The organism is Dickeya undicola (assembly GCF_000784735.1).
GTDB classification, from domain to species: Bacteria; Pseudomonadota; Gammaproteobacteria; order Enterobacterales; family Enterobacteriaceae; genus Dickeya; species Dickeya undicola.
This window is the reverse complement of record NZ_JSYG01000004.1, coordinates 103906-129823: the sequence shown is the minus strand read 5'-3', so window position 1 is coordinate 129823 and position 25918 is coordinate 103906. Positions and strand designations below refer to the sequence as shown.

The window sequence follows — 25918 nt, the reverse complement described above, 5'->3', positions numbered from 1 at the left end:
CTGGAGATGAGAACCAGAGAACATTCATTGGCGAATTTTTGGGCAGGAAATGGTCAGCAAGGCATTGCTTGAAACAGGAATATCGGGCAACAATGGGCACAAGTTCAGGCACGTTACACGGTCACTAAAGAATAATGTATGAAATATCAACAACTAAAAAATCTTGAGTGCGGCTGGAAGTGGAAGTACCTGGTCAAAAAACATCGCGAAGGCGAGCCAGTCACGCGCTTTATCGAGCAAAGCGCGGCCGATGAGGCCGTAGGTCGATTGCTGAAAATGGAAAACCAGCCGACGTTGGTGCTGGAGTGGATTGCACAGTGCATGAATCCTGCACTGGAAAACCGTATGAAGCAGACGATTCGCGCCCGGCGCAAACGGCACTTCAACGCCGAGCACCAACATACCCGCAAAAAGTCCATTGATCTTGACTATCTGGTCTGGCAGCGTTTGGCAGCGCTGGCGCAGCGTCGTGGCGTTACCTTATCGGAGACGATCGTACAATTGATCGAAGATGCTGAGCATAAAGAGAAATATGCCAGCCAAATGTCACTGCTCAGGCAGGATCTGCAAGCAATGTTGGAGCAGCCGCCGGAAAACGAATAGGCCGGCTACGATATGACAGCGACAAAAAGCAGGCTGGCTGTTAACACAGAAGCGGTATCCTCGCTGGCAGCCTCTTATTCCCCGCACAATCCGCATTTTTCACCGGGCAGTAATATCAAGTCTGCTAATTCATTAAGTGATAATAATTAAAAAAATGAAAAAACGATTACCACGGGAAAACTTAATGGCCAGGTGATGCCGATTAATATTGAGGCCAGAAAGCGCATAGCCAGAGAATTATCTTTGCTCATAAAAAAAGTAAATAGCATCGAGACTACAAGGCCCATGAAATAGAGGGTTCTAATCATTTCCCACAGGTGATGGTGTGACACATTTACTTCCTTATGGTTATAGGGGCGCGTATTCTATGCTGTTAAAACTTTTCGATCAATTACTTAACCTATCCTGATGCTCAGATGCGTTCACGAATGGAAAAACCTCGCAATGCTGCTGTTGGCAGGTAGCCCAGGTTCTCGCCAGCATGGTGACGAATCACCATCTGTCGCTGATGTGCCAACCAAGTGTTAACAATCAACCAAGTGTTAACAATGTAGTATCGCCGTGTTGTTGCTGTCGGGCGTTATTGTCACTCTCGGTGGGCCATGTACTGTTGTAATAATATATTACGCGGGTTATCCATTTATTTTTGACGGATGTGTCAAAGAATACAGATTCCGGAACAATCCGAACGTCAATTGATAATTTTTTCAGCGGCTATTTATTTACACGTGGAACGGATAGTTAACTGTGTTAAATCTATCTGATTCAGATAACCGGTATGATAAAGGCAAAATGCTGAATGAAAAATGTGAGATAAAACCGAGATCTATATCACACCAAATGTATGCTTATTTTATGTTTTTTTGTGATTTTCATGACATTTATATTAATTTTTTGTTTCAGTATGGACTTTGTATGGAGAGTGGCATAGTTTGAGATTTTATCCTGCCATAAAGGTAATGAAATGAGTGAGATATCAAGTCTGTCACTGAAAATCCCGCTTGAGCTGAAAGAAAAGATCAAAGCGGCAGCGTTGGAGAACGACGTTTCGATCAGCGCTGAGGTCAGTGCGCGTTTGCTGAAAAGTTTTGATATCGAAGATCATGCCCATGACGCTGATGAGGCAGAGATCGTTGATAATCAGAATACGGAAGAGATCGTGGAGCAGCCGCTGACGGCGAAGGAAATCAAAAAACTTCGTCAGTTGCTGAAAGGCAAGGGCACCTCCAGGAAGAAGTAATTCCGGTTCTCCTATGCTGTATCCATTGCAGGGATACAGCATTTACCACACCTTCAGTACTATTTTCCCTTAACGTCCCCCTTCTTATTCTTCTCTTTTGACTCATGTATGAGCAGTGAGCTTCAGGTGAAAGTGCCTGCGGTGAGTGACGTCGGTAACCGATTACGTCGCATGATAAGGAACGTGTTTTCAGATAATCTGGTGGAACTCTTATGGCATTGTGCTTACTCAATCTCAAAGCACGATACACCTGCAACTTGAGGTATGACGGGTATAAATGAAATTAACTTTACTTTTACGTTAGAAAACTGCTTTGGAAGCGTAAATATTCAACTGAATTTCCACAAATTCGTCGAGCATTTTTCTGTTCTATCGCAGACTATGCCAATTTCATAAGAAAAATTTGGATCGTGATGATATTTGTTACCTGAATAATCACATAGGTTATCACGCGGTGTGATGGGCATTTCTATAAGTTTTTTTTTGTATTAACAATAACGCTCTTATCATTCCTTTTATAATGTGAAACAATCTGCTATCAGCGTGGTTTCAGACAAGGTGATTACGCTGATAATGGGGATGGCAGGATGCCGCATCCGATTATTGTTAATCAATAGCCGGAATAAATAATCGTGCCGCGGTTTAGGCTTTGGCCTGAACCGTGGCATGGTTACTTCACCTGCCGATTCACGGCGGGAATGGACTATCACGGAGGATAAAATGATTCCCAGGACAGGAATAACGCGTTGGCGCGTTCATCGCACCAACCTGATTGGTTCGACCTTTACCCATATCAGGTTCCATCATTCAGGCGCTACTGTATGGCGTGCAGGTCAGAGATCTGTGCTGTTACCTCATCCTATATCCCTGCTGTTCAGGCAGATATGGCTTGCCGCTGGTTTATTTGGCAATGGAATGACCTCCTTAAGGTATGAGGCCAGGTGAATATAAATTATTTGCCACACGATTTTTTAATTGGATTGTAACCGAAAGGATTTAATTAAAGGGGCTTATAATGAGTTTTTCTAATTTAAAAATAGGCTATAGACTGGCGGCCGGATTTTTATTTCTTATCATTATGTTATTGATTGCCGGGGCGGTGGCATTAAGTAATCTGAGCGATTTTAATCGCAAGATGGATTATACCGTTTCCGATCTTTACCCCATGACAGCAAAAGGGAATAAGCTTATTGATGAGTTGAATGATGCGTTGCTGGGGCAACAGTTAATATTAATGTTGGACTCTAAAGAGGATATCAAGCGAAAGAATGATGAAACTAGCGGGCATTCTTCAGAGATCACGGCTTTGCTGGCTGATTTAAGCAAAAATGCTAAAGATGCTCGCTCAGCCAGTTTATTAAGAGATATTCAACAGATTCGCAGTGAATATAGCGTATCAGGAAGTAAGCTGATGGAACTGGCCAGCCGTGGTAATAAGCAAGAGGCTGTGGCTGAATTGATAAATGTTTCTCTGGGATTACAACAAAAGTATAAGGCCAAAGTTACCGAATTCATCGATTATCAGGATGATCAGATGATGAGTGCCCGGGAAGCGGTACAAAAGAGCTATACCGATATTCGTACGATTTTGTGGCTGGTTTTTATTATTAGTATCGTGGCTGGAGGCGTGATCGCCTGGTGGATCACGCGTAGTGTGACACAACCGTTACAAGAAGCGTTGGTGCTGGCGGAAAAGGTCGCACAAGGTGACTTGACTACCGAAGCCTCTGTTTGTGCGCAGGATGAAACCGGTAAGTTGTTGCAGGCACTGTATGAAATGAATAGTAGCTTGCGTAACATTGTGAGTCAGGTACGGGATGGCGCTGAAACCATCTCTTCCGCCGCATCGCAGATTGCCGCAGGTAATCAGGACCTGTCCGCCCGCACCGAAGAACAGGCCAGCTCTCTGGAACAGACCGCCGCATCGATTGAGCAACTGACCGCTACCATAAAGAATACGGCGGCAAATACAGAACACGCCGCTTCGTTGGCGGGGCAGGCTTCCGAGATTGTTCGTCAGAGTGGCGAAATGATGGCGGATGTCACCCGGGAAATGCGCGAAATCCGAAGTGGATCCCAGCGTATGGCGGAAATCATCGGTGTTATTGATAGCATCGCCTTCCAGACTAATATCCTGGCGTTGAATGCCGCGGTGGAAGCCGCCCGAGCCGGTGAGCAGGGCAGGGGGTTCGCCGTTGTAGCGAGCGAGGTCAGGGCGCTAGCGCAACGCAGCGCTAATTCGGCCAAGGAAATCAAGGAGCTGATTGATAACTCGGTGCAGAAGGTGCAGGACGGTATGTCGCTGGTGGAAAATACGGAGCAGACCATGGGCGCCGTGATTGATAATGCGCACAATGCCGATGGCGTGATTACTGAAATCGCCAAAGCCAGTCTGGAACAGAGCGAAGGCATCAATCAGATTAACCTGGCAATTGGTCAGATCGATACCACGACACAGCAGAACGCGGCGTTGGTGGAAGAGTCTGCGGCAGCGGCGCTTTCTCTGCAGGAACAAGCGCAAACACTGGCGAAAACGGTCAGTGTGTTCAAACTGAATGGTAACGGGTCAGCGAAAGGAACGATGCGGCAGCAACCAGGAGGAAAAGGGCTGATGCTGGCAGGTCTACCTGGCGCGAAAGACACAACCGGGTCTGATACGCCGGAATGGGCAACGTTCTGATTTGTAGCCATATTGCATAAAAACCGTAGCCGATTATGACTGCGGTTTTTTTTACAACTGCCTGTATTGGCCGGGTGTGAGCTAATACACATTAGCCGATAACCTATGCCGACACGCATCCACCTGCTGGTTTGGTCAGATGGACGTGCTACACGGTCTGACGCTGGTGTGACCAGCGCCAGATATCAATCAACAGGAACATAGCCAGACTGACTCCCATCACGGGCAGGCTGATCGCCAGTGTACTGGTAATAACCAGCACCAGTAGCCGTAGACGACCACTCAGTTGCAAGAACGCGGTGGTCAGTGTCTGCAATGGGCTCGTGGCGATGGGGCGCTTTGGCCGCCGGTTCCACCACATCCGATATCCCCAGACGATCAGAGAACAGAGTCCGAGGCCGAATGCCGACAACAGCAACTGATTCGGCAACCCGAATAATACCCCCATATGCGCGTCAATCCCCCAACGTGTCAGTTTGGCTGCTAGCGGGTAGTCGGCAAAATTGACTTTGTCGACGATACGGAATGTCATCGGGTCAACCGCCACGGCATCAACCTGCGTGGGCCATGTCCGATTAATTTCGCTAACGGTCCATGCCCGCTGAAGTCTGGTTGCTGGGCGAATCTCTATTTTACCGGCATCAATTCCCGCTGCTCTGGCGGCGGCCAGTACGCTATCAAACGTTTGAGGATCCGTCTGAGATGTTGTCGGGTGTAATGGCATCGACATGAGGCTGTGTTCTGCATGGGCTGAAGACGGCGGCGCTGATGCTGTATCAAGGTGAGTATTGACCGACGGCGTCTGCCATCCCATGACCGCACGAAGCTGGGCGACATTATCTCCGGCCCAGCGCGACCAGGTCAGGCCAGTCGCTGAAAAGAATAGCAACCCGACCAACAGCAGCAGGCCAGTAGCGGTGTGGGTGCGGCGTAATCGCTGGCGTTGCCGGGCCGGGCTCCGGCTTACAGCGGCGGGACGCTGATGCAGGCGAGAATGGTTTTTGCGGGTCGAAAACCAGATGCACAGGCCGCCAAGAGCGGCAATCCATAGCCAGGATGCGGCCAGCTCACTGTAGTTTCGGCCAAGATCGCCCAGTAATAGACTACGGTGCAGATAATCCAGGCGGGTGCGAAACGGCAGAATTCCGCTGGTGCCATATACCGTGAGCGCGCCACGGATGTCGAGTGACACGGGATCTACAAATACGGCAAAACTTTCTGATGGACCAAGCTCGGGGAGTGAAAACATCACTCGTGTTGTTTGCCCTGTTTCCGGTGCCGGGCGAACAGCGGTCAGCCGGGCGTACTGGGCTTTATCGCCTAAAGCGTGAGTCGCTGCCGTAATTTGTTGCGATAGCAATTGAGGGGGACCCTCGCTGCCAGTAAATAACTGATGAGAATAAAGTCTTGATTCAATTTGTGGCGTCAGTACATACAGCGTGCCAGTCAACGCTGCAATAAAGATGAACGGGCCGACAAATAGCCCGATATAAAAATGTAACCGCATCAGTAATGCCTGCAACGCTGCGCGCTGTGAGCGGACCTGACTGTTGTGAGACACCTCATACGTCAGCGGTGTATCAATGACCGATTCCGCCTGAATGAAGGATGTCCCGGTTTTTGACTCGGACATAAAATCTCCCAATAGGGTAAGCCAGTAGTCGACAAGGATGAATGTAACTCCCGTCGACAGACATGGTTATTCGGCGGCATCGGATGATAAAAAACATCAACAAGCGTTGCCGCTAAGCCGTGCCAAACACGACTTTAATGAACAGGGAATTGTGATAGCGATGCTTTATGTACGAGGAGGGGCGCGAGGTAGCGGTGCCAGGAAACGTGGGACCTGGAACAGGAAAAAGACAGGGAGACGCGCGTGTCCGCGAGGTGACCAGTTGGCAACAGTCGGTTGAAGCAGGCTTGATAAGGCGAGTAACGGCAGATGAGAAAGCAGCACGCAGTAGCCGCAGGCAGCATGATCCATGCCCATGCCCATGCCCATCTCATCCATGTTTCTTTTGGGCGTCGCAGAGCGATCTAGGGAATGTTGACTGTGATGTTCCTGTACGGAGAGGCTGGCGGAAGGTGCATGATGATGCGTGCGTAACGATATTTGAACGTGATGACTGGCCCGCAATGATTGCGAGATAATGGGGGCCAGGAAGATCATGACAATGGCTAGTATTCCCAGCCAGGCTGGGGTCCGCCATTGTCTCAGTTCAAACAGAGACATGCGTTACATGTGACAACGAGAAAAGACAATATGGCTGACACTGTACCTGATCATGGAATAAGGGTTAAGAGAATGTTCTTTTTTGATCATCTGAGGTGAAAAAATTGCGTTCCGCTTTCCATAAAACACCGGTTAATGGCCGTCAAACCCAGAAGTTTCTTGCTACTGAGGTCATGTGAGAGGAAAATTTACGTTGGTTTCTCAACGGACTATTCCTAGGCATTTTTAGGGCGATATCCGTTATGGTTTTTCATCCTGAAAAGGCAGTTTGTCATTTAGGTGTGTCGATATTGTTTAAACGGTGACCTATTATGATGAACCATTCTTTTCTCAAGTTGTCGGAAAGCTAACTTATCCATTAATATGGGTTTTAGTTGATTTAGGCACACATACAGGGGGAGATGTGCTGGTTAATAAATTTAGGGTTAAGCAGCGGGTTGCTAATCTTCGCTGGGTTTCAGCTGCGGTTATGTTGTCTCTGACATCATTGCACGCATGGGCTTTTTCCATTGACGATGTTGCGCAAAAAGCGGAAAAGCTTGCTGAAAAGGGGTATGAAGCGCCAAAGAGTAATCTTCCGGCCCAGTTTCGCGACATGAAGTTCGCCGATTATCAGCAGATCCACTTCAACCAGGACAAATCCTACTGGAATTCGGACCAGACACCTTTCAAACTGCAGTTCTACCATCAGGGCATGTATTTTGACATTCCGGTCAAAATCAATGAAGTGACTGCCACTGAAGTCAACGAAATCAAATATTCTACCGACTATTTCAATTTTGGTTCCGTCAACCATGATCCGGCGACAGTGAAAGACCTGGGCTTCGCGGGTTTCAAGGTTCTTTACCCGATCAACAAAGCGGATAAGCACGATGAAATCCTCAGTATGCTGGGGGCGAGCTATTTCCGTGTGGTGGGTAAAGGTCAAGTGTATGGTCTGTCGGCCCGTGGCCTGGCTATCGACACCGCGTTGCCGTCTGGCGAAGAGTTCCCGCGTTTCCGCGAGTTCTGGATTGAACACCCGAAGCCGGAAGACAAACACCTGGTGATTTATGCGTTGCTGGATTCTCCGCGTTCCGTCGGGGCTTACCGCTTTGTGCTCTACCCAGGTAGCGACAGCATGATGGATGTGGAAGCCAAGATTTATCTGCGTGACAAAGTGGGCAAGCTGGGTGTGGCGCCGCTGACCAGCATGTTCTTGTTTGGGCCGAATCAGCCGTCTCCGACGCTGAACTATCGCCCGGCGTTGCATGACTCCAACGGTTTGTCTATCCATGCTGGCAACGGTGAGTGGATCTGGCGTCCGCTGAATAATCCGAAGCATCTGGCTGTGAGCACCTATACGATTGAGAATCCGAAAGGCTTCGGGCTACTGCAGCGTGGTCGCGATTTCTCCGGATATGAAGACCTGGATGACCGTTACGATTTGCGCCCCAGCGGTTGGGTTGAAACCAAAGGCGATTGGGGTAAAGGTAAGGTGGAACTGGTAGAGATTCCGACCGCAGATGAAACCAACGATAACATCGTGGCATTCTGGACACCGGAAAACCTGCCTGAGAAAGGCAAACCACTGGAAGTTAAATACCGCCTGCATTTCACCAAAGATGAAGAAGCGTTGCATTCGCCGGAACAGGCTTATGTGATGCAGACCATGCGTTCAACTGGAGATGTGAAACAGTCCAATCTGATTCGTCAGCCGGACGGCACCACTGCGTTCCTGGTCGATTTCGTTGGCGGTAAGATGAAGGATCTGGATCCGAATACGCCAGTTGCGCCACAAGTTAGTATTGGTGACAACGGTGAAATTGTGGAAAACAGTGTTCGCTATAATCCGGTAACTCATGGCTGGCGTCTGACACTGCGTATAAAAGTGAAAGACAACAAGCAGCCGACGGAAATGCGAGCAGCATTGGTCAATGGCGAGACTACATTGACTGAAACCTGGAGCTATCAGCTGCCTGCTAATGAATAAATCAACGACTACTCTCGACTATATCGAGAAATTGCCTCTGCCTGCCGGGCAGGCAGAGGCCCTGCGTGAGAGCTTGTCCGCGTCTCAGGATCTATCTTCCCTGCATCAGTCTTTGTCTGATGGTTCTGTCGTCACTACACAGTCACCGGATGATGTTCCTCTGGTTTCTGTCCCACGTCGCCTGGAGCTGGCATGGGAAGACGGGCTGAACGGCGGTAAGCAACTGGGTAAAGACTGTGAAGGGCGCACTGCGCTGCAGGCGATGCCGCGCATCACGCGTGCCTCTATGTTCCCCGATGCCTGGCAGACGAACCCGATGGTGCGCTGGTGGGATATGATCAACGGGCGCTCCAAGCCACTTCGTCATCAGTACAAGACGGCGGAAGAAAACGAAGCGGAAAATCGCTGGCGCAGGGTAGGGACGTTACGTCGTTATATCCTGTTGTTGCTGACGCTATTCCAAACCGCTATTGCCACCTGGTATATGAAGACCATTCTTCCTTATCAGGGGTGGGCGTTGATCGATCCGTTTGAGATGGTGCACCAGGACGTGTGGCGTACGGTTATGCAGCTGTTGCCTTATGTACTACAGAGTGGGATTTTGATCCTGTTCGCTATCTTGTTCTGCTGGGTATCAGCGGGGTTCTGGACTGCACTGATGGGGTTCCTGCAACTGCTGATTGGCAAGGACAAATACAGTATTTCGTCGACAACGACCGGTAATGAGCCGCTGAATCCGGAACACCGCACGGCACTGATCATGCCTATCTGCAACGAAGATGTGGAACGCGTATTTGCAGGGTTGCGGGCAACTTACGAGTCGGTTGAAGCTACCGGTGAGCTGGATCATTTTGACATTTACGTGCTTAGCGATAGCAATGACCCGGATATTTGCATTGCTGAGCAGAAAGCGTGGATGGACCTGTGCCGTGAAGTTGGCGGTGCCGGTCGTATCTTCTATCGCCGTCGCCGTCGCCGTGTGAAACGTAAGAGCGGCAATATCGACGATTTCTGCCGTCGCTGGGGCAATCAGTACAGCTATATGGTGGTGCTGGATGCCGATAGCGTCATGAGCGGCGAGTGTCTGACTTCGCTGGTTCGGCTGATGGAAGCCAATCCGAGAGCAGGGATTATTCAGTCTGCACCGCGTGCATCAGGCATGGATACGCTGTATGCCCGTTGTCAGCAGTTTGCGACACGTGTGTATGGTCCGCTGTTTACTGCTGGTTTGCACTTCTGGCAATTGGGTGAATCCCATTACTGGGGCCATAACGCCATCATTCGTGTTAAGCCATTCATTGAGCATTGTGCGCTGGCGCCACTGCCGGGCGAAGGGTCGTTTGCCGGTTCCATCCTGTCGCACGACTTTGTTGAAGCTGCGTTGATGCGCCGTGCGGGGTGGGGGGTGTGGATCGCTTATGATTTACCGGGCAGTTATGAAGAACTGCCGCCTAACCTGCTGGATGAATTAAAACGCGACCGTCGCTGGTGTCACGGTAACCTGATGAACTTTAGGTTGTTCCTGGTTAAAGGTATGCACCCGGTACACCGTGCGGTGTTTTTGACCGGGGTTATGTCTTACCTGTCCGCGCCGTTGTGGTTCATGTTCCTGGCGCTCTCCACGGCATTGCAGGTGGTGCACACGCTGATGGAGCCGCAGTACTTCTTGCAGCCTCGCCAGCTGTTTCCGGTATGGCCGCAGTGGCGGCCGGAACTGGCAATAGCCTTGTTCTCAACAACATTGGTTCTGCTGTTCCTGCCGAAGTTGCTGAGTGTCATTCTGGTGTGCGCTAAAGGTGCTAAATCATACGGTGGATCGGCTAAGCTGTTTATCTCCCTGTTGATTGAAATGCTGTTTTCCGTATTGCTGGCACCGGTACGTATGCTGTTCCACACCGTGTTTGTGGTCAGTGCGTTTCTGGGATGGTCGGTACAGTGGAAATCACCGCAGCGTGATGACGATGCAACACCCTGGAGTGAAGCTTTCACTCGTCACGGCTCTCAGTTGCTGCTGGGGCTGGTTTGGGCACTGGGCATGGCGTGGCTGGACTTACGTTTCCTGTGGTGGTTAGCCCCTATCGTATTTTCGTTGATCCTGTCGCCTCTGGTTTCTGTTCTGTCCAGCCGTGCGGGTATGGGATTAGCCTGTAAACGAGCCAGATTGCTGCTGATCCCGGAAGAATATGATCCTCCGCGTGAATTGGTCGCGACTGATGAGTATTTCCGCCTCAATCGTGAACGCAAGCTGGAGCATGGTTTCATGCAGGCTGTCTTTGATCCGTCAATCAATGCGCTGAGCAGTGCAATGGCAACGGCGCGTCACCGTTTCAGCACGCCGATTGAGAATATGCGTGAGCAACGTGTCAACGATGCGTTGAGCCGCAAACCTCAGGATGTTGATGGCAATCTGCGTCTGGCGTTGATTAGCGACCCGGTAACGTTGGCTCGTCTGCACCATCGGGTGTGGAGCCAGCCGGATACTCACAGCGAGTGGCGAAGCCATTATCAGACGCTTGCTGCTCCGGTGATTAAAAGCGCCCAGTAAGTTAGGGTGATAGAGAAAAAGCAACGGCCAGTCCGTTGCTTTTTTTATGGTCGGAATCAACCCATCATCAGAATGACTTTCACCTCACATAGGGAAAGCGCTTTACTCAGGTTCGGATACTGGTATGCGATTGGGCTTGCGACGCAGAGAGAACCATGAGTAGAACGCGTTAATCATCACGACGGCAGCGGTAACCAGAAATACGGATCTGAACCCGAAACTGGCGGAAATGCTGGCACCCAATAATGGTCCGGTCACATTACCGACATCACGGAATGATTGGTTATAGCTGAATATCCGGCCAGCGACCTGATGGGAAGAGTGATAGACAAGCAATGTTTGCACCGCGGGCAGCAGCGCGCCTTCAGCCGCACCCAGCAAGAAACGTAATACAGCCAGTTGCCAGGGCGACTGTACGAATGCCATCGGAATCAGCAACAATACTGATAGCATCAACATGGCTATCAGGATGCGCTCCGGGCCAATCTTGTCGCCGAGCCTTCCTAACCGTGGCGCGCTCAACAGTGCTGATACCCCTGGAATGGCGGCAATAGCGCCGCTTATGAAAGCCAGATTATCGGTCTGCCCTGCCAGTTCACGCACATACAATGTCAAAATTGGCGCGATGGATCCTGTCGCTATCTGGATAATCATGGTTGTCACAAACAGGCTCATCACCAGGTGCGGGTTTTTTAGTGAAATCATCACTTGTCGCCCACTCAGCATGTCCTTTTTTCGAATGGGTTCAATTCGTTCTCGGATGAGAAAAAACGTAATCAGAAAACAGATGAACAAGACCACTGCCGTGATGAAGAAGACTGGCCGCAAGCCAAATGTATCCGCCAGGTAGCCGCCTAATAGCGGACCGAGCAGAGCACCCCCCACTGCGCCAGTGGATAAGGTTCCCAGTGCCCAGCCGCTACGATTGCGCGGAACCTGGGTGGCGATCAGCGCATTGGCATTCGGCACAAAGCCGCCCAGAATACCCAATGCTGCTCTGAGCAGCAGGAACTGCCAGATATTTTGCACCAGCCCCATTAACGCCATCACTATCGCCATTCCTAACGCCGAGCGCAGTAGCATCAACTTGCGCCCTTTACGATCGGCAAGGCGTCCCCAAAACGGCGACGCGATAGCTGAAAACAGGAAGGTAATGCTGAAAACCACCCCCGACCACAAATTCAATGCCTCATGACCCTGTATGCCAAGTTGCTCGACATACAGAGAAAGAAAAGGCATGACCAGACTGAAGGCGGCCCCGGTAAAAAAACACCCCAACCAGGCAATGTAGAGGTTGCGTTTCCAGTCAATTGGGGCTGTGTTATCCATTGTATTTTCCTGACTGGGTAGCCCCAGGGCTTAGTACAGCGAAGGTTCCCCGGCAGGACGTGTTTTGAAGCGTCGATGCAACCACATATACTGGTCCGGAGCTAACAGGATATTTTCTTCAACGAGCTTATTCATCCAGGTGGCGGTTGCTTCTTCGTTGTCCAACGGGATATCCAACTGCGCAGGCTGAATAATCAATTCATAGCCCCTGGCATCCGGCAGGCGACGAGGAACAAACGGCACGATGGCAGGTTTGGCAGCCCGGGCTAACATGTAGCTACCGACGGTGGTCGCCGCTTTCTCAACGGCAAACAAGGGCGCGAATACGCTGCTACGCGGACCGTAGTCATGATCAGGGGCGTACCAAATAATTTCTCCTTGCTTCAGCGCGCGAATCATGCCTTTTAAATCCTTGCGGTCCAGCATGGATTTGTTGGATCGCATTCTGCCCCAGGTTTGTAGCCAGTCGATCAGTTTATTGTCATTAGGGCGATAAACACCGATCCCGGCATTTTGCAGGCCGAAGATGCGCGCACCCAATTCCAGGGTCAGAAAATGCAGACCAATCAATAATACGCCGCGTTTTTGCTCACGCAGGGGGTGCATATTTTCAATACCGATCACCTTGAACCAGCGCTCGACTCGCCAGTCAGGCCAGAACCATGCCATACCCGTTTCCATGACGCCCATGCCGACGGACTCAAAGTTTTTCTTCACCAACTGTTCCCGCTCTTCTGCCGTCATCTCCGGGAAACAGAGTTGCAGATTGCGATGGGCGATAGCAACACGGCGTTTTAGAAAACGCATGGACAATCTTCCCAGCCCTGTACCGATACGGTAAATGAGAGGATAAGGCAGCAGTACCAGCAGGTAGAGAAGCACAATGCCTGACCATATTGGCCAATAGCGAGGATGTAATAGTGAGCGATGGAAAGAGGGAGTTTGTGTCATAGCCTCAGTATCAGAATTTAAAAACGGCAGTCAACGCACCGACGGTTAATGTAATAAGCTTGCGCTTTCCAACAGCGTAGCCGAAGCGGCGTAGTTAATAAAAAGAATATGCCTGTTGCTTTTATCCGCAAATTCAACACGGTATTCATAATAACATTTGAGGAATACGGGTTTTAGCGTTTGGTGACATTAGGTGGCGCTGCCCCGCACTGTGCGGCGGGGGCTTTACGTTATAACGGGCTGAACAGCCCTTTGGCATAGTGTGGTTCGCAGCGCCAGTACTGTGGCGGCGCAGTAACCTTTTCTTTCAGCCGAATGGCCGCGTGCCACGGCCAGCGCGGATTGAACAATATCGCGCGAGCAAGGGCTACGGCATCCGCTTCTTCCGTTGCGAGAATCGCTTCTGCTTGTTCAGGTTCGGTGATCAAGCCGACAGCGATAGTCACCAGCCCGGTTTCCTGACGAATTTTTTGTGCGAAAGGCACCTGATAATTGGGAGCGGGATGAATTTGTTGTAAGGGAGACAAACCGCCGCTGGAAACATGAATATAGTCACATCCTAGCTGACGTAACCGCTGTCCTAACGCTATAGACTGCGCCAGGTCCCAGCCTCCTTCTACAGCATCAGTGGCAGAAATGCGGATGCCCACGGCTTTATGCGGCGGAAACACCTCTCGTACCGCCATATAAACCTCACGCAACAGGCGTATACGATTGGGTAGTGATCCCCCATATTCATCGTCACGCTGGTTGGTCAATGGTGAAAGAAATTGATGCAGCAGATAACCATGAGCAGCATGAATCTCGATCAAATCGAACCCCAGTCGATCCGCCCGTTTGGCTGAGGCGGCAAAAGCGTCAATCAGATTTTTGATTTGATCGTGGCTCATGGCAACTGGCGGGGTATCATCCGGGTGATAAGGTAAGGCGGAAGGCGCTACTGTCTGCCAGCCACCTTGGTCTGGGTGCAAAAAAGCCCGATTAGTCCAGGGGGCACCCGTTGAGGCTTTGCGACCGGCGTGACCGAGCTGAATACCCAGTGGAATGGCTGAGTGTTTGCGGATTCCCCGCACAACTGGCCCCAGTGCACGTTCGGTATCGTCGTCCCACAGGCCGAGATCCTGCGGTGATATGCGTCCTTCTGGCAAGACGGCGGTGGCTTCCAGAATCAATAGTCCGGCACCGGAATGCGACAACGTACCCAGATGCATCATATGCCATTCGGTCGCTTTACCATTTTCAGCTGAGTACTGACACATCGGCGCAATGATGATGCGGTTTGGTAACGTTAGGTTTCCCAACGCCAATGGGCTGAACAGTTTGCTCATGAAGATAACCTCCGTTTGAGATATACCGGGGAAAGATTGCCAGAGATGCTGCTACGCTTGAAATAACGATTTCACATTCCGATATGCACGCCATTCACTGACAGTACGCTATCCCTCGTGTATGATGCCGCGGCAATTTATTGTTTGTGCAACATCGCCTTCATAATATCTTAACGCTATTCACCTCAATAAAAACAGGATCGTACACCATGCCAGTGTTACATAACCGTGTTTCCAATGAGGAACTGAAAGCGCGTATGCTTGCTGAAACCGAGCCGCGTACCACAGTTTCCTTTTACAAATATTTTCAGTTGGATGACCCGCAGGCCTTCCGCGATGCGCTCTATATCGCCTTCAACCATATAAAGGTATTTGGCCGTGTTTACATCGCCAAAGAAGGGATTAACGCGCAGATCAGTGTTCCGGCTAGTCATTTTGAGGATTTTCGCCGTGCGCTGTTCGGCTCGCATCCGGCTCTGAATGAGGTTCGACTGAATATTGCATTGGAAGATGACGGTAAGTCATTTTGGGTATTGCGCATGAAGGTGCGGGATCGCATTGTCGCTGATGGTATTGAGGACGCCAGCTTTGATCCGACTCAGGTTGGACAGTATCTCAAAGCAGAAGAGGTCAATCGGATGGCGGACGACCCGGATACGCTGTTCGTGGATATGCGTAACCATTATGAGTATGAGGTTGGCCATTTTGAGAATGCGATAGAAGTGCCTTCCGATACGTTCCGTGAGCAGTTGCCGATGGCGGTTGATATGCTGGCGGACGCACGTGATAAGAATATTGTGATGTATTGCACGGGGGGGATTCGCTGTGAAAAAGCTAGCGCCTACATGCTCCATCATGGTTTCAGAAATGTCTATCACGTAGAAGGTGGCATCATTGAATACGTGCGGCAGGCCAAAGCCAATGGGTTGCCCCTTAGATTTATCGGTAAAAACTTTGTATTTGATGAACGGATGGGGGAACGCGTCTCCGGTGACGTGATTGCCCATTGCCATCAATGTGGTGAGCCGTGTGATGCCCATGTCAATTGCAAGAATCAGGGCTGTCATTTACTGTTTATTCAATGCCCGACATGCGCGGAAAAGTATGAGGGATGCTGTAGCGCCGTGTGCCAGGACGAGATCCGGTTACCCCTTGACGAGCAACGTCAGCGCCGAAAAAATCGTGAAGTCAGCATGAAGATCTTCAATAAGTCTAAAGGATTACTGAATACCACCCTGGGTATTCCGGTGCCGGAAGAAAAAAAACAACGCTGATGGTGAAAAGCGCAGAGTCGATGAAAGACTCTGCGCAAATGATTATTTCTGACGAATACCTTCAACTGAAATGATCAGATCCACTTCCTGAGAAGCCGGGCCAAGATCGGTTGTGATATTAAAATCTTTCAGTTTCAGTTTTCCTTCAGCTTCGAAACCAGCACGATAATTCCCCCATGGGTCGTTACCCTGACCGATCGCTTTTGCTTCCAGCGTTAGCGGTTTAGTTACGCCATTCAATGTCAGGTTGCCGGTAATTTTCAATTCATCACCGTCTTTTTTCACTTCGGTGGACGCAAATGTTGCCTGAGGGTGTTTGGCGACATTCAGAAATTCGGCGCTGCGAATATGTTTATCACGTTCGGCATGATTGGTGTCAACACTGTTAGTATTGATGGTTACACTGACTTTGTCTGCGGAGGGATTATTTTCATCAAAGGTAAAGGCACCGTCGAAATCCTTGAATGTACCGTATAACCAACTGTATCCCAGATGCTTAATACGAAATTGAACAAACGCATGTTGCCCTTCCTTGTCAATTTTATAATCGGCAGCAGTAGCGGCTCCCGCAAAACTAAACAAGGAGGCCATAGTTACGCCCAGAATGACTTTCTTAAACATGGTATTTCTCCTTAAAACCAAAATGCGTTAATCCGCCTGTCGACCCAACATGCGTTTTAACGTAGCGTCACGATCAATAAAGTGGTGTTTAAATGCTGCCAGCGCATGTAAAACAGACAAGATGACAACTGCCCATGCAAGGTATAAATGAATGATACCGGCGATATCTGCCTGATCAGGAGCACCGCTCAGCGTTGCGGGCACCGAGAACCAGCCAAAGACGGAGATTGGCTGACCTTCGGCGGTAGAAATCAGATAACCGCTAATAAGAATGCTGAATAACAGTAGATACAGGAAAACATGTGCCAGTGTGGCACCGATACGTGTCAGTGTGGAATAGCTGGACAGCGGACGAGGAGGAGGAGAAATCCAACGCCATATCACCCGGAGCAGTAGAGCCAGAAACAGCAAGATGCCTATGCCTTTATGTATTTCCGGCGCGTTGTGATACCAGGGGTCGTAATATCCCAGGGCAACCATCCATAGCCCTAACGCAAACATACCATACACAGTGGCGGCGGTAATCCAGTGCAGCAGTACGCTAATGTGCCCATAACGGGTTGACGTATTACGCCAAAGCATTATTGAAGTCCTTATCGTGGGTTAACTTTAGTTTCAAAAAAATAAACATCCTGAAACATAAAATCAATATAAAAATGGGCTATCCAATATGATATTTTTATATTTCAATAAAATTGAATATGCTATTGAAAATTATTCATGGTGATTGTGTAAGGTTTTTAAAATATTTCTTTTTTTATTTAAAGTCAGAGTAATGAATTCTGACTTATTAAGTTTAATTATTTGTTTTTTGAATTTTATTTTCGGTGGGATTTCTTTTTATAAACTAATCAGGTGCTGAATTAATTGTGATGCAGGCAGGTATGCAGGGTAAGACACCGCTCTGGAGAGCGGTGTCAGGGAGAATGACATTGGTGAATGGTGATAAATATAAAAAAATATTAATGCTTAAGATAGTCGACAGGTTGAAATTCATTCGACTCAATTTTGGCAATGCCAGCCTCAAGGATCGAGATAAGCTGTTTTGCCACGTCTGTGGTTAACCATAATGTCCGGTCAACCTGCGCCTCATCTGGCGCCTGATCCGCCGCGGAAAGGTAATGCAGGCGGATCATCATTGCGTCATAACTGTCAACGGTACTGATATCCCAGCCCACCAGCGGGTGCGTTTGAATAATCTCATTTTTTCTGTCCATAAATACCCCTTATTGACTAGTTACTACCGTGAGTGACTAAACGAGGTTTAAGACGGCTCTTGTAGCTGAGCAATATCAGTATATCTCTGTCAGATTCATTTATGGAAATTAAATGTAAAAAAAACACAAGTGGATGTTTCAGTTAATTATCTGTTGAGATGGAGGATGCGTTCAGAACAAAAATAGTACAGTTTGTTAATATGAACGTACGATTTAAGGCGATATACCCGTCATACTGCAAGTTACAGGTGTGTTGGCTGCGCTCACCCGAATCCCTTACCTGAGTAAGTTTATCGGGATTCGCTCACTTGTCGCGTTACAAGGCTCTAATGCGTTTTGCCCTAAAGGGTCAACGCGTTGCGTTGTTTAACATGTCAGCCGGTTGTCCGCAACTCGAATTAATTGGGTATATATGAGGGAAAAATGAAGAGGTCAGACACAAAAGGACTGACCATTGGGTAACCTGTGCGGATGGAGCAAGGACTATTCGTTTTGAATAAACCAGTCGTCAGCGCTTTCCCATGTCTCCTGCAGGATTTCCGATATTCTCTCTTTATCGTCCTTGTTGCCGCCAAAGACGCTCAGGTTATTGGCAGCAGCGTAGCGGATGTGGACGGAGGTATCTGGGTAAATGTCATGAACCCGGTGACTTAGCTCATTGGTTAGCGCCTCGAGTGCACCGGCGGGCAGCAGGGTCGTTTTTGCTATGGTAAGTTCAATGCGCATGGTTACCTTCTTATTGGTACTGTTTTTTTATACAGTATAGCAGGAAAGGTAACAACATGAATAAAAAATGCGTAAGAAATGACTCCCCGGCTGGCAGGGAGTACGGTGGTATCAGGCGACAGACCAGTTCAGGCTTTGACCGGCAAGAAACGGGATGAGGGTTTCTTCGCCTGCCGCAATTTCTTCCGGAAACTGTACCGGCTGACGGTGTAGTTCAATAATCTCTTCGTTAACCGGCAACCCATAAAAGTGTGGGCCATTTAACGAGCAGAATGCTTCCAGTTTATCCAGAGCGTTTAATTCCTCAAATACCGTAGCATAGGCACTTAATGAGGCCTGTGCGTTGAAAACGCCAGCACAACCACATGATGACTCTTTACGGTGTTGGGCATGTGGGGCGGAGTCGGTGCCGAGGAAGAACTTATCGCTACCACTGGCAACCGCTTCGCGCAAAGCCTGCTGGTGTGTGTTGCGTTTGAGGATAGGCAGGCAGTACAGATGTGGGCGGATGCCACCGACTAACATGTGATTGCGATTAAACATGAGATGCTGCGGAGTGATGGTGGCCGCGACAAAACGATCGGCAGACTGCACATACTGGGCCGCTTCACGAGTGGTAATGTGTTCGAATACCACTTTTAACTCTGGGAATTGTTGGCGCAGCGGTTCCATGATGCGCTCGATGAAACGGGCTTCGCGATCGAAGATATCGACGTCAGGATCGGTCACTTCGCCATGAACCAACAATGGCATACCCAGTTTTTGCATTGCTTCCAACACGGGATAGATCGTTGTGATATCTGATACGCCGTGGCTGGAATTAGTGGTGGCATGTGCAGGATAAAGCTTGGCTGCGGTGAATACACCGTGCTGATAGCCAGAAATGATTTCGTTTTTGTCCAGTGACTCTGTCAGGTAACAGGTCATTAATGGCTGGAATGACTCACCAACTGGAACCGCGGACAAAATTCGCTGCCGATATGCTTCAGCCTGGGCCACGGTGGTGATGGGGGGCGTCAGGTTCGGCATCACGATTGCTCTGGCGAAAAGTCGACTGGTGTAGGGCAGTACAGCCTTGAGCATCTGATCGTCACGCAGGTGAAGGTGCCAGTCATCAGGACGACGAATCTTCAGAACATTCGGCAAGGGGGTCATGGAAAAACTCCGGCGGTCGGTAAATAACGTCCCTAAAACAGGGAGTGATATGGCGGGGGATAAGCATAAGCGGAAAGTGTAGCGAATGCATCCGTTTGTTGTGAAAAGGTTGAATTTAGCCTTCAGTTGGCGTTTTATGGTTGGATATTCAATCGGTTGTTATATTCATGGAGCATTATGATGGAAATTCGTATCGTTGCCAGCATTCAGGCTAAACCGGAATTTATTAACGATGTCGCGGCAGCTGTCCGGCAGGTCGTCTCGCCAAGCCGTCAGGAAGCAGGCAATCTGCAGTATGAGTTGCATGAAGAGTTGAACAAAACCGGTTCGTTCGTATTCTTTGAGCGCTGGAAAAGCCAGGAGGCAATTAACGAGCACGAGCAGACTGCGCATTTTCGTGCGCTTGTTGCTCAGTTGGAGGGTAAGATCGATGGCATGGACATTAAGTTGCTGCAGACGATTGCCTGAAAAAAAGAATGCCCGTCTATGACGGGCATTCGATGGAAATAAGCACCTCACCCAAACGAGGTGCTTTTTTTATATTATTCCACCGGGCGTGTCGCTGGTGCGCTAGCCTGATGCTCAGCCGCATGACCACCGGCAGAACCTTTACCGCTGAACGCGAATGACGGACGCTGCCAGTCGCTGGTACGCGGCGCTTCTGGAACATAGGCTGGGGCTGGTGCACGCGTCATCGGTGCGGCGGCGTGGTGTTGACGGGTTGGTTCCACAACCGTGGTCTTAGCTGGCTCCTGAGCGGCTACTGACGCATTCTCAACCTGCACTGGTTCGTGAATAACCTGCGGCTGTTCAGTTACCTGTGGTTCGGTTGGTTCACTGCTGGTTGGTGCATCGCTATCAGTAACAACAGCCTCGTCAGCAACAACTGCGGTAGGAGTCTCTTCGCGCGTTTCTTCAACCTTTTCTTCAGCAAGAGTTGCTGTTTCTACAGGCTGTGGTGTCGCCACCTGTGTTTCCTGAGGTTGAGGAGCTTCTTCCTGCACGTTAGTGTCGAGATCCTTCACGTCGTTCAGCGTGGTGTCTTGCTGTGCCGGAGCCGATGCAATGGCTGATGTTTCCGTTGTCGGTGCATGGGTCTGAGCCGTATCCAGAGCGTCTACCGCTTCCGGGAGCGTAGCTACTGATGCGGCTACTGCCAATTCCGGTGCGATGGAGTGCGGGGCATCCATGGACTCGGATACCAGCTCTTCCACTCGCTCTGGTTGTTGTGGCTGGGCAACCGGATAACGAATCCAGACTTTGCCTGAGGCCATTTCCGGAGAGGCTGAAGCTTGCGCCATCGGCATCGGAGATTGTGCCGGGTAGCGTTCATCGCGGTAACGACGACGACGCTGACCGCTGACTCGCAGATGGCGAGGCGAACGGCGAGAGCGACGTGGCAGACCATTTTCACGGTTGCTTTCAGTTGCATCATTTTCCGTATCCGTTCCCTCTGTAGCCGATGCGACAGGTTCAGCAACGTCAACCACGGACGGCTCCTGAACGTATGGAACAGCCGGAAGTTGCGCTTCGGTATTCTCTTCAGCAGTATCGCTGTCCTGAATCCTCACTTTCTGGGTCAGTTGACGACGCTGACGACGCTGCATGACCTGTGCCGGTTTTTCCTGCTCGGCACTGGTGTCTTCAGCATCTACAGCCGCTGTGTTCAGCTCTTTAACTTCGCTCTGCGCCTGGCGTTTTTCTTCCTGACGACGGCGTTGGCGTTCGGCACGCTGCTCACGACGTTGTTCATCGCGTACCGCTTTGTCCTGTGCTGAGGCTTCGGCTACCGGCGCAGCTTCGATGTCAGCATTCTGCGACGGTGCGCGCTTGTTACGGCGCTGTTCGTCACGTTCGCGCGGCTCGCGATTGTCGCGGGTACGATCGCGACGGCCAGACTGACGGCGGTTGTTTCGGCGTTCTTGCCTTTGCTCCTGTTCATCGGATGCTGCTTCGACAGTTTCGGCCGGTTTGTCTTTGGTGTCGGCTGGTGCAGCAAAGATGCCTTTCAGTGCGCCAACAAGACGACCGAACAAACCACGTTCAGAAGAGGCCGGCTGTTTTTCCGCTTTCGTTACGGTAACCGCTGGGGTTGGGTTGGCTTCAGCAGGCGGGATATCCGACATGGTGAAGGACGCCAGCGCCGGTTGTTCCGGTATACGACGTTCGGATACCTGCTCTTCTGTTGAAGGCTGTGATTCAACATCCAACAGCTGAGGCAACATATAGCTCAGGGTCTGTTTTTCCTCGCCTTTACGGATTCGCAGGACAGAGTAGTGCGGGGTTTCCATACCATCATGCGGTACGATAATGGCGCGAACGCCGCCCTGACGTTTCTCAATCGCGTTGACCGCTTCACGCTTCTCGTTAAGCAGGTAAGATGCGATGGGGACAGGCACAATAGCGTGGACTTCTTTGGTGTTCTCTTTCAGCGCCTCTTCTTCAATCAGGCGCAGGATAGACAACGACAGTGATTCATTGTCGCGGATGGTGCCCGTGCCGCTACAGCGTGGGCAAACATGATGGCTAGACTCGCCCAGCGACGGGCTCAGACGCTGGCGAGACATTTCCAGCAGGCCAAAACGTGAAATACGGCCGATCTGAATGCGGGCACGGTCCTGACGTACGGCATCACGCAGGCGGTTTTCCACCTCGCGTTGATGGCGGACCGGGGTCATGTCGATGAAATCGATGACGATCAAACCACCCAGGTCGCGCAAGCGTAACTGACGGGCGATTTCATCTGCCGCTTCCAGGTTGGTGTTAAACGCAGTTTCTTCAATGTCGCCGCCGCGGGTGGCGCGAGCGGAGTTGATATCAATGGCAGTCAGCGCTTCGGTGGTGTCGATAACAATCGAGCCGCCGGAAGGCAGACGCACTTCGCGCTGGAAAGCAGATTCGATCTGCGATTCGATCTGATAGTGACTGAACAGTGGGATCTCGCCGGTATACAGCTTGATTTTACTGCTGAAGTCCGGGCGGCCCAGCGCCGAAATATGCTCTTTGGCCAGTTCCAGTATTTTGGGGTTATCGATCAGGATTTCGCCGATGTCCGGACGCAGATAGTCACGGAACGCACGGACGATAACATTACTTTCCTGGTGGATCAGGAAAGGAGCAGCACGGCCTTCCGCCGCTTTTTTGATCGCTTCCCAGTGTTTCAGGCGAAACGCCAGATCCCACTGCAGCGCATCGGCAGATTTTCCCACACCGGCGGTACGGACGATCAAACCCATACCGTCTGGCAATTCCAGCGAGCCCAGTGCTTCTTTTAATTCGGTACGGTCATCCCCTTCGATACGGCGGGAAATACCACCAGCACGCGGGTTGTTCGGCATCAGCACCAGATAGCTGCCAGCCAGACTGATGAACGTGGTCAGTGCGGCACCTTTGTTACCGCGCTCTTCCTTGTCCACCTGAACGATGACTTCCTGGCCTTCACGAAGTACATCTTTAATGTTCGGACGGCCATGCGCATTGTAGTTGCTGGGGAAGTATTCGCGGGCGATTTCTTTGAGAGGGAGGAAGCCATGTCGCTCTGCGCCATAATCAACAAAAGCGGCTTCAAGGCTGGGTTCAATGCGGGTGATCTTGCCTTTGTAAATATTTGCCTTTTTCTGTTCATGACCGGGGCTTTCAATGTCCAGATCGTAAAGCCGCTGACCATCAACCAAGGCAACACGCAACTCTTCCTGCTGAGTTGCGTTAATCAACATTCTTTTCATCGTACTTAACTCATTATTTTTACTTGCATTATTGATAGAGCTGCGGATGAACGGAGGCATGACCGGAGGGGACCGATGGCCTCGTGTCTTATCGCAGGGGCGTCAACCTCACGGTTGTCGCCTGCATAGAGGCGCATGTTTCGGTAGCCTGTATTTCCTGATGGAATACAGCGCATTTGGTGCGGGAACAGCTTCTGAAAATAGGTTGCCAGATCTGATTCCATGTGCCGGCCAAGCTGCAAACCACAGCTCGCTAACTGCCTGATTATTCAATACGTCTTACGCCATTGCTGCGTTTATGAGTAATCCGGCAAAGATAATAATTCCGCAATTTCCCTTGTTTTACCGGAAATCAGCACGGAAAGCCAAAGCATTATTCCATTGCTGACACGTCGATAGCAAGGTGACTTTGCCTGTCAATATAAAGTTTGTTGTGCTGTTTTGAACCAAACTAAAGCCAGTTGATGCTGAAATCAGTCGGGAGATGGACAGTAACAATATCTTCATAAGCCAGACCGACAGTTAAGCATAGAAAAAGATGTGGCGCTATCGGTGTGTGATATTTAGAATCCGCCTCCATGAAAACAGAGAATCCAACCGTACAGTTTCTGACGGTTTCCGCTGAGGAAGCCGGTCAGCGAATCGACAACTTTTTGCGTACCCGACTTAAAGGCGTACCGAAAAGCATGATTTATCGCATCCTGCGCAAAGGCGAGGTGCGGGTGAATAAAAAACGTATCAAGCCGGAGTACAAGTTGCTGGATGGCGACGAAGTACGCATTCCGCCGGTGCGTCAGTCGGAGCGTGAAGAACCGGCGGTTTCCGCTAGTCTGGATAAAGTCTCGGCGCTGGCTGATTGCATCCTTTATGAAGATGATTATCTGTTGCTCCTGAATAAACCGTCGGGCACAGCGGTGCACGGTGGCAGTGGGCTCAGCTTCGGCGTGATTGAAGCGCTGCGTGCGTTGCGCCCTGAAGCGCGCTTCCTGGAGCTGGTTCACCGTCTGGATCGTGACACGTCTGGTGTATTGCTGGTGGCCAAAAAGCGCTCGGCGCTGCGTTCATTACATGAGCAACTGCGCGAAAAGGGGATGCAAAAAGATTATCTGGCGCTGGTTCGCGGTCAATGGCAGTCGCATTGTAAGTCAGTGCAGGCACCGTTGTTGAAAAATGTGCTGCAAAGTGGCGAGCGTATCGTCCGGGTTAATAGTGAAGGAAAGCCCTCTGAAACACTGTTCAAGGTAGAAGAGCGGTTCGACTGTGCTACGCTGGTGCGTGCCAGTCCGATTACTGGGCGCACCCACCAGATTCGTGTTCACACCCAATATGCCGGGCACCCGATAGCGTTCGATGATCGTTACGGTGATCGTGAGTTCGACGCTCAACTGGCGAATACCGGGCTCAAACGCCTGTTCCTACATGCACAAGCGCTGCGATTTGCTCATCCTCATACTGGCGAAACGTTGCGTATTGAGGCACCGCTTGATGGGGCCTTGCGTCATTGCCTGCAAGCGTTGCGGCAGCGCCAGAAATAAGTTTGTGCCACGTCCCTGACTACCTGCAGGGACGTGGCTCGCACATTGCTACCATCACGGTAATAACGGATTTACACCTTCCTCTCGCAACAATTCCAGCAATGTAATCAGCGGTAAGCCGATCAACGTATTGGGATCCCGGCCGGATAACCGGTCAAACAGCGTGATGCCAAGCCCTTCGCTTTTAAAGCTACCAGCGCAGTCAAAGGGATGTTCGCAATCAACATAGTGCTCGATTTCGCGAGTGCTGAGCGTACGGAAATACACCTCGAACGGCTCTACCACACATTGCAGACGCGCGGTTGCGCTGTTGAACAAGGCCAGTCCGGTATAAAAAGTGATGCACCGTCCGCTGGCCTGTTGCAATTGGCGTATGGCGTTCTCTCGGGTGTGAGGTTTGCCGGTGATAACGCCTTCCAGCACACAAACCTGATCGCTGCCGATGATAAGTGTATCGGGATATCGTCCAGCCAGTGCTCGGGCTTTATCGCTAGCCAGTCGGTTGACCAGTGCGCTGGCACTTTCGCCATCGGCCGGTGTTTCATCGATATCGGGAGCCGCGCAGACAAACGGCAGCCCCAGTTTTTCCAACAGGGCTTTGCGGTAGAGAGAGGTGGAAGCAAGGACAATTTGGGACATAAATGTAAACCAGGTCATAGCGTAATCAGAGAATGCATTTTAAACTGTCTGCCGCTTTGGAAGCGAATTTGGGTGCGCGAAGGCAAATTTAGGTGAAAGCACTGGCATCGCCACCTTTTTCTTTGACTCTCCGTCGTTACGACGT

21 protein-coding genes are annotated in these 25918 nt (G+C 50.4%); 8 read left to right on the top strand and 13 right to left on the bottom strand.

What is annotated here, in order from left to right; all coding sequences use genetic code 11:
- Window positions 1-138: 138 nt before the first annotated feature.
- A complete protein-coding gene (gene matP, locus OB87_RS01460; protein WP_033567672.1) occupies window positions 139-603 on the top strand; it encodes a macrodomain Ter protein MatP in 465 nt (154 codons plus the stop codon).
- Window positions 604-749: 146 nt separating this feature from the next.
- On the opposite strand, the gene OB87_RS01455 is transcribed toward matP, so the two are convergent.
- Entirely contained in the window at window positions 750-935 is a 186-nt protein-coding gene (locus OB87_RS01455; protein ID WP_050515600.1) for a GhoT/OrtT family toxin, read from the bottom strand.
- A gap of 632 nt (window positions 936-1567) precedes the next feature.
- Between OB87_RS01455 and OB87_RS01450 the strand changes: the two genes are divergently transcribed.
- Both OB87_RS01450 and OB87_RS01445 read left to right on the top strand, forming a co-directional pair.
- Window positions 1568-1843, top strand: a complete 276-nt coding sequence (locus OB87_RS01450) for a hypothetical protein (protein ID WP_033567670.1) — start codon at window positions 1568-1570, stop codon at window positions 1841-1843.
- Window positions 1844-2858: 1015 nt separating this feature from the next.
- Complete coding sequence (locus tag OB87_RS01445) at window positions 2859-4523, top strand: methyl-accepting chemotaxis protein (protein ID WP_033567669.1); 1665 nt, start codon at window positions 2859-2861, stop codon at window positions 4521-4523.
- 148 nt (window positions 4524-4671) lie between these two features.
- On the opposite strand, the gene OB87_RS01440 is transcribed toward OB87_RS01445, so the two are convergent.
- Together OB87_RS01440 and OB87_RS21125 are read right to left on the bottom strand one after the other, a co-directional pair.
- Complete coding sequence (locus tag OB87_RS01440) at window positions 4672-6156, bottom strand: PepSY-associated TM helix domain-containing protein (protein ID WP_033567668.1); 1485 nt, start codon at window positions 6154-6156, stop codon at window positions 4672-4674.
- Window positions 6157-6321: 165 nt separating this feature from the next.
- Complete coding sequence (locus OB87_RS21125; RefSeq protein ID WP_072025402.1) at window positions 6322-6756, bottom strand: DUF2946 domain-containing protein; 435 nt, start codon at window positions 6754-6756, stop codon at window positions 6322-6324.
- A 469-nt stretch (window positions 6757-7225) separates the two neighbouring features.
- Here OB87_RS21125 and OB87_RS01435 point away from each other — a divergent pair, with 469 nt between their 5' ends.
- Together OB87_RS01435 and mdoH are read left to right on the top strand one after the other, a co-directional pair.
- A complete protein-coding gene (locus OB87_RS01435) occupies window positions 7226-8728 on the top strand; it encodes a glucan biosynthesis protein G (protein ID WP_123249954.1) in 1503 nt (500 codons plus the stop codon).
- Window positions 8721-11273, top strand: a complete 2553-nt coding sequence (mdoH, locus tag OB87_RS01430) for a glucans biosynthesis glucosyltransferase MdoH (protein WP_033567666.1) — start codon at window positions 8721-8723, stop codon at window positions 11271-11273. The genes OB87_RS01435 and mdoH overlap by 8 nt, the downstream gene beginning before the upstream one ends.
- 102 nt (window positions 11274-11375) lie before the next feature.
- Here the strand turns inward: mdoH and mdtG are convergent, their stop codons facing one another.
- The 3 genes from mdtG to OB87_RS01415 form a co-directional block, all read right to left on the bottom strand.
- Entirely contained in the window at window positions 11376-12602 is a 1227-nt protein-coding gene (mdtG, locus tag OB87_RS01425; protein WP_033567665.1) for a multidrug efflux MFS transporter MdtG, read from the bottom strand.
- A gap of 30 nt (window positions 12603-12632) precedes the next feature.
- Complete coding sequence (locus OB87_RS01420; RefSeq protein WP_033567664.1) at window positions 12633-13553, bottom strand: Kdo(2)-lipid IV(A) acyltransferase; 921 nt, start codon at window positions 13551-13553, stop codon at window positions 12633-12635.
- 230 nt (window positions 13554-13783) lie between these two features.
- Window positions 13784-14881 (bottom strand): NADH:flavin oxidoreductase/NADH oxidase, encoded by a 1098-nt coding sequence (locus OB87_RS01415; RefSeq protein ID WP_033567663.1) that lies wholly within the window; start codon window positions 14879-14881, stop codon window positions 13784-13786.
- A 209-nt stretch (window positions 14882-15090) separates the two neighbouring features.
- Here OB87_RS01415 and trhO point away from each other — a divergent pair, with 209 nt between their 5' ends.
- Window positions 15091-16155 (top strand): oxygen-dependent tRNA uridine(34) hydroxylase TrhO, encoded by a 1065-nt coding sequence (trhO, locus tag OB87_RS01410; protein ID WP_033567662.1) that lies wholly within the window; start codon window positions 15091-15093, stop codon window positions 16153-16155.
- A 42-nt stretch (window positions 16156-16197) separates the two neighbouring features.
- On the opposite strand, the gene OB87_RS01405 is transcribed toward trhO, so the two are convergent.
- From OB87_RS01405 to pyrC, 5 genes are all read right to left on the bottom strand, one after another.
- Entirely contained in the window at window positions 16198-16776 is a 579-nt protein-coding gene (locus OB87_RS01405) for a YceI family protein (RefSeq protein WP_033567661.1), read from the bottom strand.
- 27 nt (window positions 16777-16803) lie between these two features.
- Window positions 16804-17358 carry a cytochrome b gene (locus tag OB87_RS01400; protein ID WP_033567660.1) on the bottom strand — a complete coding sequence of 185 codons (555 nt, stop codon included), beginning with the start codon at window positions 17356-17358 and terminating at the stop codon, window positions 16804-16806.
- A gap of 380 nt (window positions 17359-17738) precedes the next feature.
- Window positions 17739-17993 carry a biofilm formation regulator BssS gene (gene bssS, locus OB87_RS01395; protein ID WP_033567659.1) on the bottom strand — a complete coding sequence of 85 codons (255 nt, stop codon included), beginning with the start codon at window positions 17991-17993 and terminating at the stop codon, window positions 17739-17741.
- A 483-nt stretch (window positions 17994-18476) separates the two neighbouring features.
- Window positions 18477-18719 carry a DNA damage-inducible protein I gene (gene dinI, locus OB87_RS01390; RefSeq protein ID WP_033567658.1) on the bottom strand — a complete coding sequence of 81 codons (243 nt, stop codon included), beginning with the start codon at window positions 18717-18719 and terminating at the stop codon, window positions 18477-18479.
- Between the two features lie 111 nt (window positions 18720-18830).
- A complete protein-coding gene (gene pyrC / locus OB87_RS01385; RefSeq protein ID WP_033567657.1) occupies window positions 18831-19874 on the bottom strand; it encodes a dihydroorotase in 1044 nt (347 codons plus the stop codon).
- A gap of 180 nt (window positions 19875-20054) precedes the next feature.
- Between pyrC and OB87_RS01380 the strand changes: the two genes are divergently transcribed.
- A complete protein-coding gene (locus OB87_RS01380) occupies window positions 20055-20342 on the top strand; it encodes a putative quinol monooxygenase (protein ID WP_033567656.1) in 288 nt (95 codons plus the stop codon).
- Window positions 20343-20416: 74 nt separating this feature from the next.
- Here OB87_RS01380 and rne read toward each other — a convergent pair whose 3' ends face one another.
- Entirely contained in the window at window positions 20417-23599 is a 3183-nt protein-coding gene (gene rne, locus OB87_RS01375; protein WP_033567655.1) for a ribonuclease E, read from the bottom strand.
- 578 nt (window positions 23600-24177) lie between these two features.
- Between rne and rluC the strand changes: the two genes are divergently transcribed.
- Window positions 24178-25134, top strand: coding sequence for a 23S rRNA pseudouridine(955/2504/2580) synthase RluC (rluC, locus tag OB87_RS01370; protein ID WP_033567654.1), 957 nt, complete (start codon window positions 24178-24180; stop codon window positions 25132-25134).
- Between the two features lie 54 nt (window positions 25135-25188).
- On the opposite strand, the gene OB87_RS01365 is transcribed toward rluC, so the two are convergent.
- Window positions 25189-25773: a Maf family protein gene (locus tag OB87_RS01365; protein ID WP_033567953.1), complete on the bottom strand. Its 585-nt coding sequence runs from the start codon at window positions 25771-25773 to the stop codon at window positions 25189-25191.
- Between the last annotated feature and the right edge of the window lie 145 nt (window positions 25774-25918).

Coding starts and splice junctions, on each gene's coding strand:
- OB87_RS01420 (WP_033567664.1), bottom strand. CDS start 13,553: ATGACACAAACTCCCTCTTTCCATCGCTCACTATTACATCCTCGCTAT.
- OB87_RS01415 (WP_033567663.1), bottom strand. CDS start 14,881: ATGAGCAAACTGTTCAGCCCATTGGCGTTGGGAAACCTAACGTTACCA.
- OB87_RS01380 (WP_033567656.1), top strand. CDS start 20,055: ATGGAAATTCGTATCGTTGCCAGCATTCAGGCTAAACCGGAATTTATT.
- OB87_RS21125 (WP_072025402.1), bottom strand. CDS start 6,756: ATGTCTCTGTTTGAACTGAGACAATGGCGGACCCCAGCCTGGCTGGGA.
- OB87_RS01365 (WP_033567953.1), bottom strand. CDS start 25,773: ATGTCCCAAATTGTCCTTGCTTCCACCTCTCTCTACCGCAAAGCCCTG.
- mdoH (WP_033567666.1), top strand. CDS start 8,721: ATGAATAAATCAACGACTACTCTCGACTATATCGAGAAATTGCCTCTG.
- OB87_RS01405 (WP_033567661.1), bottom strand. CDS start 16,776: ATGTTTAAGAAAGTCATTCTGGGCGTAACTATGGCCTCCTTGTTTAGT.
- mdtG (WP_033567665.1), bottom strand. CDS start 12,602: ATGGATAACACAGCCCCAATTGACTGGAAACGCAACCTCTACATTGCC.
- rne (WP_033567655.1), bottom strand. CDS start 23,599: ATGAAAAGAATGTTGATTAACGCAACTCAGCAGGAAGAGTTGCGTGTT.
- rluC (WP_033567654.1), top strand. CDS start 24,178: ATGAAAACAGAGAATCCAACCGTACAGTTTCTGACGGTTTCCGCTGAG.
- bssS (WP_033567659.1), bottom strand. CDS start 17,993: ATGGACAGAAAAAATGAGATTATTCAAACGCACCCGCTGGTGGGCTGG.
- OB87_RS01450 (WP_033567670.1), top strand. CDS start 1,568: ATGAGTGAGATATCAAGTCTGTCACTGAAAATCCCGCTTGAGCTGAAA.
- OB87_RS01400 (WP_033567660.1), bottom strand. CDS start 17,358: ATGCTTTGGCGTAATACGTCAACCCGTTATGGGCACATTAGCGTACTG.
- dinI (WP_033567658.1), bottom strand. CDS start 18,719: ATGCGCATTGAACTTACCATAGCAAAAACGACCCTGCTGCCCGCCGGT.
- OB87_RS01440 (WP_033567668.1), bottom strand. CDS start 6,156: ATGTCCGAGTCAAAAACCGGGACATCCTTCATTCAGGCGGAATCGGTC.
- trhO (WP_033567662.1), top strand. CDS start 15,091: ATGCCAGTGTTACATAACCGTGTTTCCAATGAGGAACTGAAAGCGCGT.
- OB87_RS01435 (WP_123249954.1), top strand. CDS start 7,226: ATGTTGTCTCTGACATCATTGCACGCATGGGCTTTTTCCATTGACGAT.
- matP (WP_033567672.1), top strand. CDS start 139: ATGAAATATCAACAACTAAAAAATCTTGAGTGCGGCTGGAAGTGGAAG.
- pyrC (WP_033567657.1), bottom strand. CDS start 19,874: ATGACCCCCTTGCCGAATGTTCTGAAGATTCGTCGTCCTGATGACTGG.
- OB87_RS01445 (WP_033567669.1), top strand. CDS start 2,859: ATGAGTTTTTCTAATTTAAAAATAGGCTATAGACTGGCGGCCGGATTT.